This window comes from uncultured Photobacterium sp. (assembly GCF_947502415.1).
Classification (GTDB): domain Bacteria; phylum Pseudomonadota; class Gammaproteobacteria; order Enterobacterales; family Vibrionaceae; genus Photobacterium.
In genome coordinates this window covers 71,852-88,810 of record NZ_CANMZV010000020.1, presented here as the reverse complement: position 1 = coordinate 88,810, position 16,959 = coordinate 71,852, and the positions used below count along the sequence as shown (strand labels likewise).

At 50.1% G+C, this 16,959-nt stretch carries 11 protein-coding genes; 8 read left to right on the top strand and 3 right to left on the bottom strand.

Annotation, left to right across the window (positions count from 1 at the left end; genetic code table 11):
* Positions 1-664 precede the first annotated feature (664 nt).
* The 3 genes from Q0852_RS18360 to Q0852_RS18350 all read left to right on the top strand — a co-directional run bounded on the left by Q0852_RS18360 (position 665) and on the right by Q0852_RS18350 (position 2,845).
* Entirely contained in the window at positions 665-2,083 is a 1,419-nt protein-coding gene (locus tag Q0852_RS18360) for a hypothetical protein (protein WP_299020446.1), read from the top strand.
* Between the two features lie 81 nt (positions 2,084-2,164).
* Positions 2,165-2,464 carry a hypothetical protein gene (locus Q0852_RS18355; protein WP_299020444.1) on the top strand — a complete coding sequence of 100 codons (300 nt, stop codon included), beginning with the start codon at positions 2,165-2,167 and terminating at the stop codon, positions 2,462-2,464.
* A 51-nt stretch (positions 2,465-2,515) separates the two neighbouring features.
* Positions 2,516-2,845: a DUF2799 domain-containing protein gene (locus tag Q0852_RS18350; protein ID WP_299020442.1), complete on the top strand. Its 330-nt coding sequence runs from the start codon at positions 2,516-2,518 to the stop codon at positions 2,843-2,845.
* Between the two features lie 53 nt (positions 2,846-2,898).
* Here Q0852_RS18350 and dapD read toward each other — a convergent pair whose 3' ends face one another.
* Together dapD and Q0852_RS18340 are read right to left on the bottom strand one after the other, a co-directional pair.
* On the bottom strand, positions 2,899-3,930 hold the full coding sequence (gene dapD / locus Q0852_RS18345) for a 2,3,4,5-tetrahydropyridine-2,6-dicarboxylate N-succinyltransferase (protein WP_299020439.1): 1,032 nt from the start codon (positions 3,928-3,930) through the stop codon (positions 2,899-2,901).
* A gap of 256 nt (positions 3,931-4,186) precedes the next feature.
* Positions 4,187-4,489 carry a YebG family protein gene (locus Q0852_RS18340; protein WP_299020436.1) on the bottom strand — a complete coding sequence of 101 codons (303 nt, stop codon included), beginning with the start codon at positions 4,487-4,489 and terminating at the stop codon, positions 4,187-4,189.
* 82 nt (positions 4,490-4,571) lie between these two features.
* On the opposite strand from Q0852_RS18340, the gene Q0852_RS18335 reads away from it, so the two are divergent.
* Positions 4,572-5,258, top strand: a complete 687-nt coding sequence (locus tag Q0852_RS18335; protein WP_299020454.1) for a DNA-3-methyladenine glycosylase I — start codon at positions 4,572-4,574, stop codon at positions 5,256-5,258.
* 6 nt (positions 5,259-5,264) lie between these two features.
* On the opposite strand, the gene Q0852_RS18330 is transcribed toward Q0852_RS18335, so the two are convergent.
* Complete coding sequence (locus tag Q0852_RS18330; protein WP_299020433.1) at positions 5,265-6,158, bottom strand: LysR substrate-binding domain-containing protein; 894 nt, start codon at positions 6,156-6,158, stop codon at positions 5,265-5,267.
* Positions 6,159-6,296: 138 nt separating this feature from the next.
* On the opposite strand from Q0852_RS18330, the gene Q0852_RS18325 reads away from it, so the two are divergent.
* From Q0852_RS18325 to recD, 4 genes are all read left to right on the top strand, one after another.
* Entirely contained in the window at positions 6,297-7,274 is a 978-nt protein-coding gene (locus tag Q0852_RS18325; RefSeq protein ID WP_299020430.1) for a TDT family transporter, read from the top strand.
* A gap of 132 nt (positions 7,275-7,406) precedes the next feature.
* Positions 7,407-10,871: an exodeoxyribonuclease V subunit gamma gene (gene recC / locus Q0852_RS18320; RefSeq protein WP_299020428.1), complete on the top strand. Its 3,465-nt coding sequence runs from the start codon at positions 7,407-7,409 to the stop codon at positions 10,869-10,871.
* Between the two features lie 342 nt (positions 10,872-11,213).
* Positions 11,214-14,789 (top strand): exodeoxyribonuclease V subunit beta, encoded by a 3,576-nt coding sequence (recB, locus tag Q0852_RS18315; RefSeq protein WP_367278169.1) that lies wholly within the window; start codon positions 11,214-11,216, stop codon positions 14,787-14,789.
* Positions 14,782-16,896: an exodeoxyribonuclease V subunit alpha gene (gene recD / locus Q0852_RS18310; protein ID WP_299020452.1), complete on the top strand. Its 2,115-nt coding sequence runs from the start codon at positions 14,782-14,784 to the stop codon at positions 16,894-16,896. The genes recB and recD overlap by 8 nt, the downstream gene beginning before the upstream one ends.
* Positions 16,897-16,959 lie beyond the last annotated feature (63 nt).

Sequence of the window (16,959 nt, the reverse complement as noted above, 5' to 3'; positions counted from 1 at the left end):
AGTTCAGTTGGTTAGAATACCGGCCTGTCACGCCGGGGGTCGCGGGTTCGAGTCCCGTCCGCTCCGCCACTTATTAAGAAGCCTCGTCAGAAATGACGAGGCTTTTTTACGTTTGCAATTTGAGTATAGGTTCTGAGTGAAGCGGTAGTTCAGTTGGTTAGCCTATTACCTCAAGAGCTTGGCAGCCTGTCACGCAGGGGGACGCGCTGATGTTCGGTATGGAAAGTCCCGTCCGCTCCGCCACTTATTAAGAAGCCTCGTCAGAAATGACGAGGCTTTTTTACGTTTAGAGTATGATGTGTTCGTCCTGTGGACTGATGAGTCTCGGTCGTGCGGTCCCGTCCCCCAGCCACTCCACCACTAATTAAGAACTCTTTATCATCCGTTAAGTCTCTACTCATTTTCCAATTTGTGTTTTGTTTTGGTTCAAAATGCATAGCTTTGCAATTCGGCTTTGAACTGATTTTTCAGGAATTGTGCAGAAAATATGCAGCTGTTATTTTATTGTCTTTATCTGTGAACATTCAGAGCAAAAAAATGGCAGCAGAGGACTTTTTCTTTTGATTGTGTCTTCCCGTTTTTATCTTGTTTGTGTTAGATTCGCGTGCTTTTGTTTTGTGTGCGTGGTTGCACATTGTTATTTATCTTAGGGCTAAGAATAACTATGCATAAAACTAAAAAACAGTTACTAAGTAGTGCATTACTTAGTTTTCTTTTGGTTGGCTGTGGCGAAGGAAGCGGTGCGGTTGATAATGGCCCAAAGGTTGATAATCAGGTTGTTGTGAATATGGAATTTGCAGCAACGTATTTGCAGAATTTGGGATCAGATGCTCTTCAATCGGCGGTTTATTCACAGGCGGCGGTGATTGATTTCATCACGGATGACGAAGCCAATGTTGATCGTAATTATCACGGTCAGGTGAAAGTTACTAATACAAAAAGTGGAGAGGAGCAGCTCTTTGATTTGTCTGCGACCCAGAAAACTGATGGTAAGGTTGTATCTCAACAGACCCTACCTTTAAAGCCTGGTTGTTATGATGTCGATTTGGTGTTGACGCTGGATGGTAAAGGTAAAGAGCTGCAGTATGTGTCGAAAACCAAAGGACAAGAAATTATTGAAGGCAGGTTGGCTGAACTTGATTTTGTCCTATCACCAAGTTTTGGTGAATCGATTGTAGATCTCAGCAACGTACAATCTCTGCCGAGCCTGATGCTTGATTTATTGCCTGAAGAGATTGCTGCGTTATCTCAGCCGCAATTTGGCTTGTCGATTAATGGTGGTGAGGAGAAAGTTTTTACTATCAATAAGGAACTGGGAATTGTCCCCATTCTGTTGAATCTCGACTCCGGTTACCATCGGCTGACAATGTATCTATATGATGCTAATAAGGTGATCGGAAAGAGTGATAAAACGGTCAATATAACCAAGGATACATGTACAAAAATGGTCCTAGTACCGCTTCAGTCTAGTGTGAACTGGAGCCTGACTGAATTTAAAGATCAGGGGACATTTACGTTCATTATTCCTGATGAAGTGGTTAATGAAGTCGGTTCAGCTCAGAATCTGGCGTTGATCGTTCGTTTGGCTGGGGACAAAGAGCCTGTGCAAGAAAGAGTGCTGATTGTGCGTTATGACAATGGCTTCTATAAGGCGAGAGAGTTATTTGAAACCAAACAGCTGGATAATGTCGACGTCTATTTGGCTTTCCACCGGGTAAGTGAAGCTTCTGAAGGCTTTCACTTGACGCCATTTGCTAGTTGCAATATGGCTATCAATTTCGGTTTGAACCCAAAGGTGGAATGTGAACTTGAATTGAAACGCGAACGGATCAAAACCGACCATGGCTTGGGGACGTTAGTGCTAAATGTACTCGATAAGGAGCTTCTCCCAGTAAAGGGAAAGAAAGTTTTCGTTGATGGTAAATTGGCTGGCCTGACCGGAAATAAATATAGCACCGGTTTGCTGAAGGCTGATTTGTTTGCTGGTGAACATGAGATTCGGGTTTTTGACGGTATTAATGAAGTGGTTGGTAGTGTCATAGTGGAACCACAGGCGGTTCAAAATCAGGTTTTGTATTTGTAGAAAAGCCTGGTTTCGCCCTTGTCTCCAGGCTGGTCGCTATGAGAAGGTTAGCCTCATCTTTTGATTTGACGAGTGATTGCCATGAATTTTTTCTTTGAGCGTAAAGAATCTGACAATAGGATCATGATAACCCTGAAGCCGCATTCATTATATGTGATGCTGGTGATGTTAGCGGTATGGCTGGCTAATGATCTCCTTTTGCAGTCGGCTCCGATGGCTCAGGTTATTATGCCTGTGTTTATTGTTTTTATGGTGGTCCGTTTTTTCTCACTGATCCGGGTGCAGAAAGAAGTTCTTGTCGCTATGAAACTGGGAAAGGTTAAGATGAGCGGCAGCAAGTTCTCATTCGCAAATCCGTTTACTTACACCATTAGTAAGTAGCTACGCTAACTCTGTTCATGAGCCATACTTAGGCAAGATACAGGGGGCGGAATGATGCTGAGATTGATGACTCTGGCAGCAATTCTTGTCTTGACGGCTTGCGTTAGTCAGTATGAGTCGGAATTGTCGCAACAGAAAGAGTGGGAACAGCTCGGTGCGTACCATGGTGAACAAGGTTACCGTGAGTGGGACAGGAAGCGCTTGAGCAAGCAAGGGGCGTTGACCGAAACTGAATACGAAAAATATCGTGCAGGTTATTTACAGGGGCGGTTTGAGTATTGTAGTGGTAAGGCAAAAGTCAGTACCGTAGTTAATCCGGATTATCCGGATGAATGTAATAATGGTCAGAGTAGCTATGGGCTGATTGACCGGGGTTACTGACTGAATTAAGTGAAAAACAGGCTGCCTTGGCAGCCTGTTTTTATCGCAAGTACTTAGTTGTTGCTGTGTAGCTCGCTGTTTAGCTCAACCGCTGATTTGTTGGTCAGGCATTCAATTTGGCCTGTCATTGAATTGCGGCGGAATAACAGGTCTGGCTTGCCGGCAAGATCGCGTGCTTTAACAAATTCAACTTCTTTGCCATCAGCATCCAGCATGCGGACTTTAGAGCCAGCTGTAACATACAGGCCTGATTCAATCGTACAACGGTCACCCATAGGGAAGCCAAGGCCAGCATTAGCGCCAAGCAGGCTGTTTTCACCAATAGATACCACCACTTTACCACCACCAGATAGCGTACCCATGATGGATGCGCCACCGCCGATGTCAGAACCATTGCCAACAACAACACCAGCAGAGATACGGCCTTCAACCATACTCACGCCTGTTGTACCAGCGTTGAAGTTGATGAAGCCTTCGTGCATAACGGTAGTGCCTTCACCCACATGTGCACCAAGGCGAACGCGGGAAGTATCAGCAATACGAACACCTGCCGGTACCACGTAATCAACCATTTTAGGGAATTTATCTACGCAGTCGACGGTTAGTACTTCACCGTTAAGGCGAGCTTCCATCTGGCGTTCTGCCAGCTCTGGCAGGTCGATTGGACCGTGGCTGGTCCATGCGATGTTATGAAGCAGGCCGAAGATACCGTCAAGTACAACGCCGTGTGGTTTAACCTGGCGGTGAGAGATCAGCTGAAGTTTCAGGAAGCCTTCAGCGACAGATGCAGGCTTCTCATCAGTTTCCAGAATAACGATCACCAGTGGCTGGGTAGACTGGGCAGCCTTGGTTGCAAACAGGGCACTTTGTTCATTGCCTGCAACGGTAAATGCTTTTGCCAGTTCCACGCATTGGGCTGGAGTGACTTCAATCACCTGGTTGCCTTCTTTGTAGTCAACAACAGCAGCAACAGTTGCAACTAGGTCGTCAGATGGGTTTAGAACCGGTGTCGGGAAGAAAGCCTCAATGATTTTACCGTCACGGTTTTTAGTTGCGGTACCAAGGGCAAGTGAAAAGCTGGCCATTATTTATCGGTCTCCATATCAAAAGTTTTGAGCACTGCTCTGCAATGCAGGCAGCTTGTATACGATTGCTCGATAACAAGATGAAACCATCATAATGACAGTTGGCACGATATTGAAGAGGGCAGTAGTTAATCAGTGCAAAATGATGGGAATATTACCTTAGCTACTGGGTTTATTATGACTAGGGCGGAAATAGGCGCATAAAAAAACCTCCGGTTAGGAGGTTTATTCATGTCGAAGCTGTCAGCCGTAAAGATTATGCAGCATCATCCTGTGGCTGTTCGTCAACAGCTTCAGGTTTCACTACTTTCTTTTTGGGTGCCGCTTTCTTTTTGGCACCTAGTGCGATCAGTACTTCTTCACGTTTTTGTGCAAGGAACAATGATAGTTCTTCTTGCTTGGCTTCATCTTCTTCGAACAGTTCACTTTCGCTTAGCAAAGTGAACATCTCGTCAGCCATATCCAACATTTTGTCGTATGCGTCGGCTTCGGACTTAGAGGTGAAAGTCATCTTTTCTTCTCCGTTGCGCTCAACTACATATTTGACGATAACAGCCATGGTCACCCTCTCCGAAATTGATTTACTGGCTGTTTATACAGTAGCATAAAGGGCAATGTCCAGTAATAAGCGTATTAATGTGATGGTACGGGAAAAATTTACTCATATTTATGCTCGGGCGGCTGAAAAAAAAGGCGGTGAAACCGGGTTGGAAAGCCAGCTGGCGACCCCATTGGACGCAGAACAATTGAAGGCTATTCCGGATGATCGCTGGTTGGCGGCGTTTACTCAGAAAGTTTTCCAATCTGGCATGAGCTGGAAAGTTGTCCGTAATAAGTGGCCCAACTTCGAGCAGGTGTTCTTTGGTTTCGACATCGAAAAGATGCTGTTGATGCCGACGGAAATGTGGGAACGAAAAGCGACTGACCCTGCAATAATTCGCCACTTGGGCAAAGTCATGACCATTCCTGAGAACGCCCGTATGATCCATGAAGTTGCGATTGAGCATGGTTCTTTTGCGGCGATGGTTGCCGACTGGCCCAGTGAGGACATTATTGGCTTGTGGCGCTATTTGAAAAAGCATGGTAAGCGCCTGGGTGGGAACACTGGCCCTTATACATTGCGGATCATGGGTAAAGATACTTTTATCCTGAGTCATGATGTCGAATCTTACCTGCGCAATACCGGTATTATTGATGGTGGGCGGGATACTCAGCGATCACAGTTGGCCACCCAGTCTGCATTTTGTGATTGGCAGCAGGAATCGGGCCGTCCGCTGTGTCAGATTAGCCAAATCATTGCCTTTAGTCATGGTGATAATCGAGTTTAGTTGCGGTTAGTTTTCATTGTGTGTCCAGTCTTGGCAAAATTTCAGAAATAACCTCAGCAGCGGGCTCTGGTATTTCTCTTTGTGATAGAGCAACCAGTACTGGCGATGCATATCCAGCGGCAGCTTGAGGATAACCAACCGGTGATCTTCGAGCGCGTGTTCGACGGCGAGCCGTGACAGACAAGTTATTCCCAGTCCCGCAGCTACGCAGTTGATAATGGCTTCGGTTGTGTTGAGTTCAAATGCCTGATGCCACTCATCCAGCCTCGGTGCGATACGATTAAGAAAATATTCGCGCGTTCCGGAGCCCGGTTCGCGTAAGATCCATTCCGACTGCTCCAGATCGGACAAGCGTAAATCATGGATTTTTGTCAGTGGGTGTTCTGGGTGGCAGGCAACCACCATTTCATCGCTCAGCCAGGGTTGAACCACCAGATCGGGTTGCTGTACTTTACCTTCGACCAATCCTATATCTAGCTCAAATTCACTCAGTTTGTGGCAGATCTGGGTGGTATTGGAAATGAATAGTGTTTGCTCTTTATGTTCACAACTGGCTCGAAAATCACGTAGTAGGAAAGGGGTGATCTGGTTGCCTACAGTATCGCTGGAGCCTATTTTGAGCTTGCCGGTTACAGGGCCTGCCTGATCGAAAAGTTGCTCGATAGCATGGCTACGAGCCAGTAGTTCATCGGCCAAAGGAAGCAGCCGCTTGCCCTGTTCGTTGATGATCAGGCGGTTATTGTTACGGTCAAATAGTTTATGACCGAGATGCTTTTCCAGTTCAGACAGTGCCATGCTGACGGCAGGTTTGGAGAGAAACAGCTTTTCGGCTGCAGCGGTAATCGTACGTTCCTGAGCAACCGTCACAAACACCTTTAGTTGCTTGAGGGCAATATTCATGGTTCGTCCATGTTCAGATATATTTAAACTGCATTTAAATATATTCAATTATTATAAACGGTTCAATTTAGATAGACTTTCCTGCGTTCAGTAATAGTCCTTTTGCCGCTTGTAGGGCGTGAAGTTGGAGTGGTATCAATGATTCAGACAACAAAGAAGAAAGTCGCAGGAGCGCCAACCCCGATGGCAGGTTTGGCTTTAGGGATCGCCAGTCTTGGCTGGTGTTGGGAGAATGTAACCGACCTTAACGGTTACGGCCAGTTAACGGGAGCTATGATTGCCTCGTTGCTGTTGGTTGTATTGATGGTGAAGTTCCTTTGTCACCCTAAACTGCTATGGAATGATTTGACGCACCCGGTCGTCGGCAGTGTCGTACCGACGTTTGCGATGGCCTTGATGGTCGTGTCGAAGGCCATTGGCCAATATTCCGCTGTCACCGGTCAGGCTGTGTGGTTATTGGCTGTCGCTTTGCATTTGGTATTTTTGAGCTTGTTTGTTTACCACCGGGTTACTGATTTTGAATTGCACCATATGGTACCCAGCTGGTTTGTGCCACCTATCGGGATCATTGTTGCCGATGTCTCTTTTCCCGGTGGTGAGCTGCGCTTGCTGGCGGAAAGCCTGCTGTATTTCGGAATGGCGGTTTATGCTGTGCTGTTGCCGCTAATGATTTACCGGTTGATCTTCTGTCATGAAATTCCTGATGCGGCTAAGCCGACAATTGCAATTATGGCTGCCCCGGCTTCGCTATCGCTGGCGGGTTACCTGACGGTTATGCAGGCGCCATCACCGCTGGTAATTGGTTTGCTGGCGGGTATTGCGGTACTGATGACCTTTGTGATTTACCTGGCTTTTTATCGCCTGCTGCGGCTGCCATTCAGCCCAGGCTATGCGGCATTTACCTTTCCTATGGTGATCAGTGCGACGGCATTGTTCAAAGCGGCGGCCTGGATGAGTGGGTTTGGGCTAGAGGCACAATATGTCAGCCAAGTGCATTCGCTGGCTAAGGTGGAGTTGTTTGTGGCCACTGTGGTGGTGGGGTATGTGGCGGTGCGTTACCTTGCCTATTATCGTCCGATAAGCCAGCTGTTCAACTTAAAGCTACAGCAGGCGTGAGTCAGTACTGACTGGCGGTATAACTAGGGGGGCCGCTTGGTGAAATGAGCAGCAGCCTCGGGTTTTTCGTTTGCAGCCAGTAGTCTATTGGTAGACAATCGTTGTAACTTTCTCTGCTTGTGAGATATCTGCGTGTTTACTGTCTATCACTCTAATCAGCTAGAGCTGCTCAAATCCCTCCTTGTTGAACTTATTCGCCGTGATCCGCTGGACAATCCGTTTGAACAGGAGCAAATCCTGGTTCAGAGCCCGGGCATGTCACAGTGGCTAAAACTGGAGCTGGCCAGGTCGCTGGGAGTTGCAGCTAATCTTGAATTTCCATTACCGGCAACCTTTATCTGGAAGATGTTTACCAAGGTACTCAGTGACGTGCCTGAGCGAAGTGCATTTAACAAAGAGGCGATGACCTGGAAGTTAATGCAGGTTTTGCCGCAGCAGCTGGATAAGCCGGAATTTGAGCCGCTGGACCGTTATTTGAGTGAGGATGACCAGCAGGTAAAAAGTTACCAGCTGGCAGAAAAAATTGCAGATATCTTTGACCAATACTTAGTATATCGTCCGGAATGGATCCAGGCTTGGGAGGCCGACCAGATCGATCCAGAGCTGACGGCAGAGCATCCGTGGCAGCCACTATTGTGGCAGGCTCTTTATGATCAGACCCTGACACTCGGGCAGTCACCATATCATCGTGCCAACCTGTACGATAATTTCATCGAGACGCTGGAAAGTTACCTGCAAAGCGGGGCTCCATTGCCTGATGGGTTACCTAAGCGTTTGTTCGTGTTTGGTATCTCGGCCCTGCCTCCGCGTTACCTCGATGCCTTGGCCGCTCTGGGTAAACACATTGATGTCCACTTGATGTTTACTAACCCGTGCCGTCATTACTGGGGGGAAGTGCGGGACCGTAAATACCTTGCCCGTCTGGCCGCTAAGCAGCGCCAGCAGTTGCAATGGTGTGCCGACCATAGCGAATTAGGCGGCGTGATTTCACCCCTGAAAGGTGAGATTGAAGATAACGTGGTTGATGACACGCATGAAGGCGCTGTAGGTAACACCCTGCTGGCGTCACTGGGCAAGCTGGGGCGGGATAATTTGTATCTGCTCTCGGAGATGGAAGCCTATGATGTCGAAGCTTTTGTCGATATCGAGTCTGATTCGTTACTGCATTCTATCCAGGCCGATATTCTTAACCTCGAAGATCGGGTTAACGATGAACTGACTGAAAACAGCTATCACAAGCTGGCATTATCGGCCCAGGATAAGTCGCTGACAGTCCATGCCTGCCACTCGCCAATGCGCGAAGTGGAGGTACTGCATGATAACTTGTTGGCGATGCTGGCTGACAATCCAGAGCTTTCGCCGCGTGATATCGTAGTGATGGTTGCTGATATCAATAGTTACAGTCCGTATATTCAGGCAGTTTTCGGCAATGCGCCGGGTGATCGCTATATTCCTTTCTCCATTTCCGATCGTAGTGCAGATCAGGAAAACCCGGTACTGCTGGCCTTTTTGCGCCTGCTGAGCCTGCCGGAAAGTCGCTGTCAGGCATCTGAATTGCTGGAGCTGCTGGAAGTACCTGCGGTGATGGCGAAGTTCGGCTTTGACTGTGAGCGTTTCGAGCGGATTAAGAGCTGGATTGAAGAGGTTGGGATCCGCTGGGGGCTGGATGATGCCACTGCCAGTGAGTTCGAGTTACCGCGTCAGCAGCAAAATACCTGGCTGTTTGGCTTGCAGCGGATGTTGCTGGGTTATGCCATGCCACAGGAGTCGGGTTTGTATCAGGGTGTACTGGCCTATGACGAGGTGCAGGGTATGGACGCGGAGCTGGCCGGCCAGCTCGGATTGTTTATTGAAATGCTGATGCACAACCGTCAGCTGCTTGCCCAGCCACAACCAGTAACGGCCTGGATTTCGGTGCTTAACCAGTTGCTGGATGATTTCTTTGCGGTCGACACCGATGGTGAGATGGTACTTAGGATGATCCGCGATAAGCTGCAACAGCTGGAACAACAGCTCTCGGATGCGGGCTATCAAAGCGAGATCACCCCGGCTGTATTGAGGAACTACCTTAATGACAAGCTGTCGGGTGAGCGGGTTAGCCAGCGCTTTCTGGCTGGTCAGGTGAACTTCTGTACTTTGATGCCAATGCGCTCGATCCCGTTCAAAGTGGTTTGTCTTCTGGGCATGAATGATGGTATCTACCCGCGCTCGATCCCGCCTGAAGGGTTTGATTTGATGGCCGGTCGCGGTAAATATGGTGACCGTTCCCGTCGTGAGGATGACCGCTACCTGTTCCTTGAGGCGATCCAGTCGGCGCAGGAAATCTTGTATATCAGTTATGTTGGACGATCAATTCAAGACAACAGTGAAAAAATGCCGTCGGTATTGGTTAGTGAGCTGCTGGAGTATTGTCAGCAGGGTTATTGTCTGAAAGGAGACGAGGCTCTACCAGTTGATCAGTCAGCAGATCGTCTTGCACAAATGATGCTTCATATTCACCCGCTGGTTCCGTTTAGTCCGGAGGCATTCCAGGGCGTAATGCCTAGTTATGCCGCTGAATGGTTGCCGGCAGCAAACCGCGAGCCGATCACCGCTGAAGCATTTCAGGAGCAGCCGTTGGATGCTGAGCCGAGTGAAGGGGGAGGTATGCCAGTGCTGGAGTTGGCTGAATTGTCACGCTTCTGGCGATTGCCTGTTCAGTATTTTTTCAACCGTCGTTTGAAAGTGTTTTTTGAATCGGCAGCAGGCGCAGTCGAAGATGATGAGCCGTTTGTGCTTGATGGTTTGAGCCGCTTCCAGCTTCGAAGTGATTTGCTGGCGACCATCCTGGATAGCTATCTTCAGGGTGAAGTCGGTCGTGATAAAGGCAGCAAGGACGCGGTATTTGAACGCTTTGCCGAGTACCAGCAGGCATCGGGCGGCTTGCCATTAGCTGAGTTCGGTGAGCTTGAGCTGGTGGGTGAGAGGGTGCAGATTGAAAAGCTGGCCGATAAGGTTGCCAGCCTGATGGCCAAGCCTCTGCCTGATGTTGAGGTCGATGAAGCCTTGCTTATTGGTGAGCAACCGATCCGTCTTCAAGGCTGGTTAAAACATCATAGCCAAAGCGGGTTAGTGCGTTACCGTCCGGGTAAGGTTCGTGCTCAGGATATTTTGCAAGGCTGGATTGATCACTTGTGCCTGGCGCTGGTTGCACAGTCAAAAGAAACCCATTTGGTTGGTGTCGATGCACATTACCTGCTGGAGCCGGTTAAAGCAGAGTATGCTCGTAACCAGTTAATGGCATTAATGACGGCTTATTATCAGGGGCTGACTCAGCCGCTGTCGTATTTCCCGCGTACTGTACTGGCCGGACTTCAGGCATGCCAGGATAAGCAGGGTCACTGGTGCGATGATGACGATACGTTAGATAAGGCCAAGGCGAAGATGGCGGAAGCTTTTAATGGTGGTTACATGTTTGAAGGTGAAGGCACCAATGCCTATATTCACCGGGTATGGCCTGAGTGGAATGAAATACTTGCTGGCGACGTGACACACTGGGCCGAACAATTGCTCAAGCCGGCATTGCTTCATCTCAAGCAGGTGAAGGACGAGGATTAGTATCGGGAGAGGTGTAGGGTGGCCGTCGGTAAATCATTTTTGATTGTAAGGTGTTCACCGTACGGCCACAGGTCCAGAGGTAGACCAAATTTCGTGATGCAAATACTAGCGAATGGTTTCGGGCTAAACCGTGAAACACCTCTCACCGTGATAGAACAAATAGTTAGTTAATTCGATATATTCATTTGAATTAGTGCCTGATCACAAAAATTAATTTTGTTCGAACCTGGTTTCGAGCAATAACAGGAACTCGCGCATCCTATGACTCAACAACACATATCGCCAGATCATACTGACTCAGCTCCTTCTGCGCTGCTCATTGAGCCTCAGGAGCTTAGGCCGATGACATTCCCGTTGCATGGCAACCGACTGATTGAAGCCTCGGCCGGTACGGGTAAGACCTTTACCATTGCCAGTTTATATCTGCGCCTGCTGCTGGGACATGGTGACAGCAGCAGCCGTTTTCCCCGAGAACTGACAGTTGACCAGATCCTGGTGGTGACTTTTACCGAAGCGGCGACTGCCGAACTGCGGGATCGTATTCGTCGACGTATCCATGATGCCCGTCTGGCGTTTAGCCGTGGATACAGTGATGATCCGGTGATCAAACCGCTGCTTGAAGAACTCCAGGATCATAAGAGTGCGGCTTCGATCCTGCTTCAGGCCGAACGACAGATGGATGAGGCGGCTATCTTTACTATCCATGGTTTCTGCCAACGGATGTTGACCCAGAATGCTTTTGAATCTGGTAGCCTGTTCAACAATGAATTTGTAACCGAGGAAAGCCATCTGCGGGCTCAAGTAGTGGCGGATTACTGGCGGCGAAATTTCTACCCGTTGCCGAGAACGTTGGCGGGTGAGGTGCGTAGTATCTGGGTTTCTCCGGCGGCATTGTTGCGGGATATCAACCCGTTCCTGTCTGGTGCTGAAGTGGAAATTCGCGCGCCGGAGCTTAAGGGTTCGCTCCAGCAGGTTCATGACGACAACATTGCCCGCATTGAGCATGTAAAGCGGCTGTGGTGTGCCGATGCCGCGGACTTTCAGGGCTTGATTGCCAGCTCCGGTGTTAACAAGCGCAGCTATACCAAAACCAGTCTGCCGAAGGCGCTAGCGGAGGTCGGGGACTGGGCTGAGCAGGAGACTACAGGATATCAGCTACCCAAAGCGTTGGAGAAGTTTGATCAACAGGTATTGTTTGATAAGACCAGTAAGGGCAACCCGCCGGAGCATCCGGTGTTTGTCACCATTGGTGATTTGCTTACGAAAAAGCCGAATGTCAGGGACCCTTTGTTGGCTCATGCTATCAAGGAGTGCCGTCAGTTACTCACGGATGCCAAACGGCGTAAGGGGTGGTTGTCGTTTGACGATTTGCTGACCCAGCTGGCGGCAGCCTTGAGTAATGATAGTGACGGTAGTCTGGCTGCCCGGATCCGCGGCCTGTTCCCGGTGGCGATGATTGATGAATTCCAGGATACCGACCCGCTGCAATACAGCATATTCAACACTGTTTATGGCGAAAACCCGTCTTCTCAACTTCAGGATGATACGGTTGAAGAGTTGGCGTGCGGGCTGTTTATGATCGGGGATCCAAAGCAGGCGATTTATGCCTTTCGCGGGGCCGATATTTTTACTTATATTCAGGCGCGTCGTCAGGTTAAGGCCCACTACACACTGGGAACTAACTGGCGTTCAACCGCTGAAATGGTTCAGGCGGTTAATACCATTTTCCAGCAGCCGCAGCGCCCGTTTATTTATGATCAGGATATTACTTTTTTGCCTGTTAACCACAGCCCGAAGGCCGCAAGCAGAGGCTGGCAGCTGGCGGGTAACAAGCAGCCAGCGCTGAGTTTCTGGCGTCAGGAGGCAGATGAGCCGATTAAAAAAGGCGATTACCAGAAGGTGATGGCGGCAGCAACAGCTGCGGAAATCCAGACAATTCTGACGTTGTCTCAGCAGGGCGAGGCACTGCTGGTTGACGGTGAAAAGACCAAGCCGATTCAGGCCGGTGATATTTCGGTTCTGGTACGTACAGGGGCTGAAGGTGCGATGATCCGTCAGGCGCTCGCTGAACAAGGCATTGCCAGCGTTTACCTGTCGAATCGTGATAGCGTGTTTGCCTGTTCCGAAGCCCATGATATCCAGCGATTGCTGGTGGCGGTACTGGTGCCGGAAGACGAACGCGGATTGCGTGCGGCACTGGCTTCTGGTTTGTTTGCCCTCAGTGCGCGTCAGCTTGATGAGTTGAATGTCGACGAAGATAAATGGGAGCAGTATGTTGCCGAGTTCCGCAAATATCGCAAATTATGGCATAGTCGTGGGATATTGCCGATGCTGCGCCATGTGCTGGCGAGTCGCCGGATCCCGGAAAGGCTGCTGACCGAAAACGGTGGTGAGCGCCGTCTGACTGATATCTTGCATATCGGTGAGTTGCTTCAGCAGGCGAGCCAGACTCTTGATAGCGATCATGCCTTGATCCGCTGGCTGGCCGAGCATATCGAAGAGCCGAACGGCAATGCCGACGAGCAGCAGCTAAGGCTGGAATCAGACCGTAACCTGGTGCAGATAGTCACTATTCACAAATCTAAAGGGCTGGAATATGACATCGTCTTCCTGCCGTTCGTTTGTGGTTATCGTGCGGCAGGCACAGCCCTGTTCCATGACGAGCAGACCCAGCAGGCAGTACTGGATGTTGCCGCCGGTGAAGAGTGTATGGAGCTGGCCGAAAAAGAGCGCCTGGCCGAAGATTTACGCCTGATTTATGTGGCTCTGACTCGTGCAGTCTACGGTTGTTATATCGGTATGTCGCCGCTGCGTAACGGATTGAGCCGTAAGGAGCCGACGGGGCTGCATAATGCTGCGATTGGCTGGCTGGTGCAAGATGGCCAGGAAGGTAGCGTGGCAGATTTGGATGCGGCGCTTGCCAAGCTGGTGGCTGCATCGCCAGCGATGGCGATTGTGCAACCGCCTGAGCTGCCTGATTCGCCATGGTTGCCACTGGAAGAGGAAAAATCCGAGCTGGTGGCGGCTGAGTTCACTTCTAAAATTGAGCGAAACTGGTGGATTACCAGTTATTCCGGCTTGGTTAAGCAGGGGCATCAGCACTTTGATGCGTCATTTGAGTTACCGGGTTTTGATACTGACTCGTCGCAGGATCGTGACGGTGAAGAAGACGAACTGGTTGAGCCGGAGCGCTCGATTTATACCTTCCCGCGAGGTGCCCGTCCGGGTACGTTCCTGCATACCCTGTTCGAAGAGATTGAATTTACTGAGCCTGTTGATAGTGACGCGAGCCGGAACAAAATTCTGGAGTTGCTGCGTCTGGAAAACTACGACGAGGAGTGGTTGCCTGTTCTGCAAACCATGATCCGTGATGTATTGAGCTGTAGCCTTGATGGCGATAGTTTGCAGTTAGGCCATATTCCAGCGTCCCAGCGCCTGACCGAGATGGAGTTTATGTTGCCGATCAACGTACTGTCAGCTCCGCTGCTGAATAAGGTGATTGCCCGCCATGATCCATTGTCAGCCCGTGCTGGTGAGCTTGGTTTTGCCACGGTAAGCGGGATGCTCAAAGGTTTTATCGATTTGGTGTTTGAACATCAGGGGCGTTATTACGTACTTGACTGGAAATCTAACCACCTGGGGGATGATCCGGATGTCTACCGCGGCGTTCAGCTGGAGATGGCAATGGGTGAACATCGCTATGATCTGCAGTACCAGCTGTATGCGCTGGCACTTCATCGTTTTCTGAAAAGCCGCAAGGCTGATTACGACTATGACAAGCACTTCGGCGGTGTCTATTATCTGTTCCTGCGTGGCGTTCGTGCCGAAGGCGATAGCGGTATTTTCAATGCTCGCCCGAGCCTGGAATTACTGACAGAACTGGAAACACTGATTGACGGAGAATATCTGGATGCTTAAACGGCTTGAACTTCTTTCCCGACAAGGGGCGATCCGTCCGCTGGATTACCAGTTTGCCAAGTTTATTTCAGCAACAGTGGCGGCATCAGATAATGATGAAACGTGTCAGCTGGTCACGCTGATGGCTGCTCAGACGAGTTATGAACTGGGGCAGGGACATGTCTGCTTGCCTCTGGCTAAGCTTGATCGTGGCCACCTGGTGGGGCTGGGGGCTGAATATAGCCGTCAGTTGATGGAGGGGGTGCCTGAACCTGCGTTATGGGAGCAAATTTTGCTGGCCTCGGCGGCGGTTTCCGAAGGGAAAGCCGCAACACCTTTGGTGTTGCGGCAAGGACGGTTATACCTCAACCGGTACTGGCAGTTTGAGCAGACTGTAGCCTCGCGCCTTAAGCTGGCTTCTGCGGCTGAACAGCAGGTTGCCGCTATTCAGCCCGTTCAGATGGCGGCTAAATTGGATGAGTTGTTTGCCCGTAGTTACACTTATTTATTTCAGGCATTGCAACAGCTGCGCAATGGCGGAAAATCCCAGCCGGATAGCCTTGAATCACGTAAGTTGGAAGTGTGTGACAAGCTTGATGTGGTCGCGCCTGACAGCCTTGATTGGATGGCGATAGACAAAGTGTTGACCGCAGCAACCCGTGCTGCAGATCTTGAATTGTTGGATAGCCTGGTACCGAATACCGCTTGCCTGAATTGGCAGAAAGTAGCGGCGGCCGTGGCCCTGACCCGTCAGTTTGCGGTGATCTCAGGTGGCCCAGGTACCGGTAAAACGACAACGGTTGCCAAGTTGCTGGCGGCGCTGGTGACTCAGGCGCTGCAGGTTGGTCGTGAAGGTCAGTCAGGTGGCGAAGTTGAAGTGCCGACCATCAAACTGGTGGCACCAACCGGTAAGGCGGCTGCACGCCTTACTGAGTCGATTGGCGCGGCAATTCAGTCGCTGGCGATCGAAAAAGCGGTTAAAGATCAGATCCCGACTCAGTCCAGTACCATTCACCGTTTGCTTGGCTCAATCCCTAACCGGGTGGAGTTTCGCCATAATCGTGATAATCCGTTGCACCTGGATGTGCTGGTGGTCGATGAAGCCTCAATGGTCGATTTGCCGATGATGGCCCGCCTGTTGGATGCGATGCCACCTCATGCCAAGCTGATTTTGCTGGGGGATCGGGATCAGCTAGCATCGGTAGAAGCCGGTGCGGTGCTGGGGGATATTTGTTCTTTCTCTGAGCAAGGTTACAGTCCGAGCCAAGGACAACTGCTTGGTCAGCTAACCGGATATCAGTTTGCTGCGGCACAGGATGGTGGTTTGGGGGCGGTGGCCGATAGTTTGTGTATGCTGCGCAAGAGTTACCGTTTCCATGCGCAATCAGGTATTGGTCAGCTGGCAAAAGCGATAAACGGTGGTCAGCCTTATCAGGTTGATAAGGTGTGGCAGCAAGGGTATCAGGATATTCACCACTATCCGCTCAGTACTGAAAGTTATGAGAGAATGATCAAGATGATGGTGACATTTTACCGTAATTACCTGGAAGCGATTGAACGCGGGGAGGAACCCGCACAAGTGCTGAAAGCCTTTGCGAGAGTCCGTTTGCTGTGTGCATTGCGGGAAGGGGATTGTGGTGTTTCCGGCCTTAACCAGCGCATCGAACGCGGTTTGGTACGGGCGGGCAAGATCAATCCGGGAGATGAGACCTGGTACGTTGGCCGGCCGGTGATGATCACCCGCAATGATCATGGCCTTGGTTTGTATAACGGTGATATCGGGATCGCAATGCTGGATGCCGAGCCGGATCCTCAGACAGGCAAGCATCGTCTGCGGGTTTATTTTGATATGCCGGATGGTTCGATCCGCGGAGTCTTGCCGAGTCGCCTGCCGGAACATGAAACGGTTTACGCGATGACTATCCATAAATCCCAGGGCTCAGAGTTTGCTGATACCTTAATGGTACTGCCATCGGATTTCAGTCCGATACTGACTCGCGAGCTGGTTTATACCGGGGTGACACGTGCGAAGGAGAAGCTTTATCTGTTTGCTTCTCAGGATATTATCCACAGCTCGGTGCGGTTGCGGACAGAGCGGGCCAGTGGCTTAGCTCAGCAGCTCGGCTGAGTTGGTTTAACCAAATTTAATTTAAAAGAGCTGGCCCATGTCGGCTCTTTTGTTATTGGGAGG

Excerpts from the sequence above, each read along its gene's own strand:
- dapD (WP_299020439.1), bottom strand. The coding sequence starts at position 3,930 with ATGGCCAGCTTTTCACTTGCCCTTGGTACCGCAACTAAAAACCGTGAC.
- Q0852_RS18325 (WP_299020430.1), top strand. The coding sequence starts at position 6,297 with ATGATTCAGACAACAAAGAAGAAAGTCGCAGGAGCGCCAACCCCGATG.
- Q0852_RS18340 (WP_299020436.1), bottom strand. The coding sequence starts at position 4,489 with ATGGCTGTTATCGTCAAATATGTAGTTGAGCGCAACGGAGAAGAAAAG.
- Q0852_RS18360 (WP_299020446.1), top strand. The coding sequence starts at position 665 with ATGCATAAAACTAAAAAACAGTTACTAAGTAGTGCATTACTTAGTTTT.
- Q0852_RS18330 (WP_299020433.1), bottom strand. The coding sequence starts at position 6,158 with ATGAATATTGCCCTCAAGCAACTAAAGGTGTTTGTGACGGTTGCTCAG.
- Q0852_RS18355 (WP_299020444.1), top strand. The coding sequence starts at position 2,165 with ATGAATTTTTTCTTTGAGCGTAAAGAATCTGACAATAGGATCATGATA.
- Q0852_RS18335 (WP_299020454.1), top strand. The coding sequence starts at position 4,572 with ATGGTACGGGAAAAATTTACTCATATTTATGCTCGGGCGGCTGAAAAA.
- recD (WP_299020452.1), top strand. The coding sequence starts at position 14,782 with ATGCTTAAACGGCTTGAACTTCTTTCCCGACAAGGGGCGATCCGTCCG.
- recB (WP_367278169.1), top strand. The coding sequence starts at position 11,214 with ATGACATTCCCGTTGCATGGCAACCGACTGATTGAAGCCTCGGCCGGT.
- Q0852_RS18350 (WP_299020442.1), top strand. The coding sequence starts at position 2,516 with ATGATGCTGAGATTGATGACTCTGGCAGCAATTCTTGTCTTGACGGCT.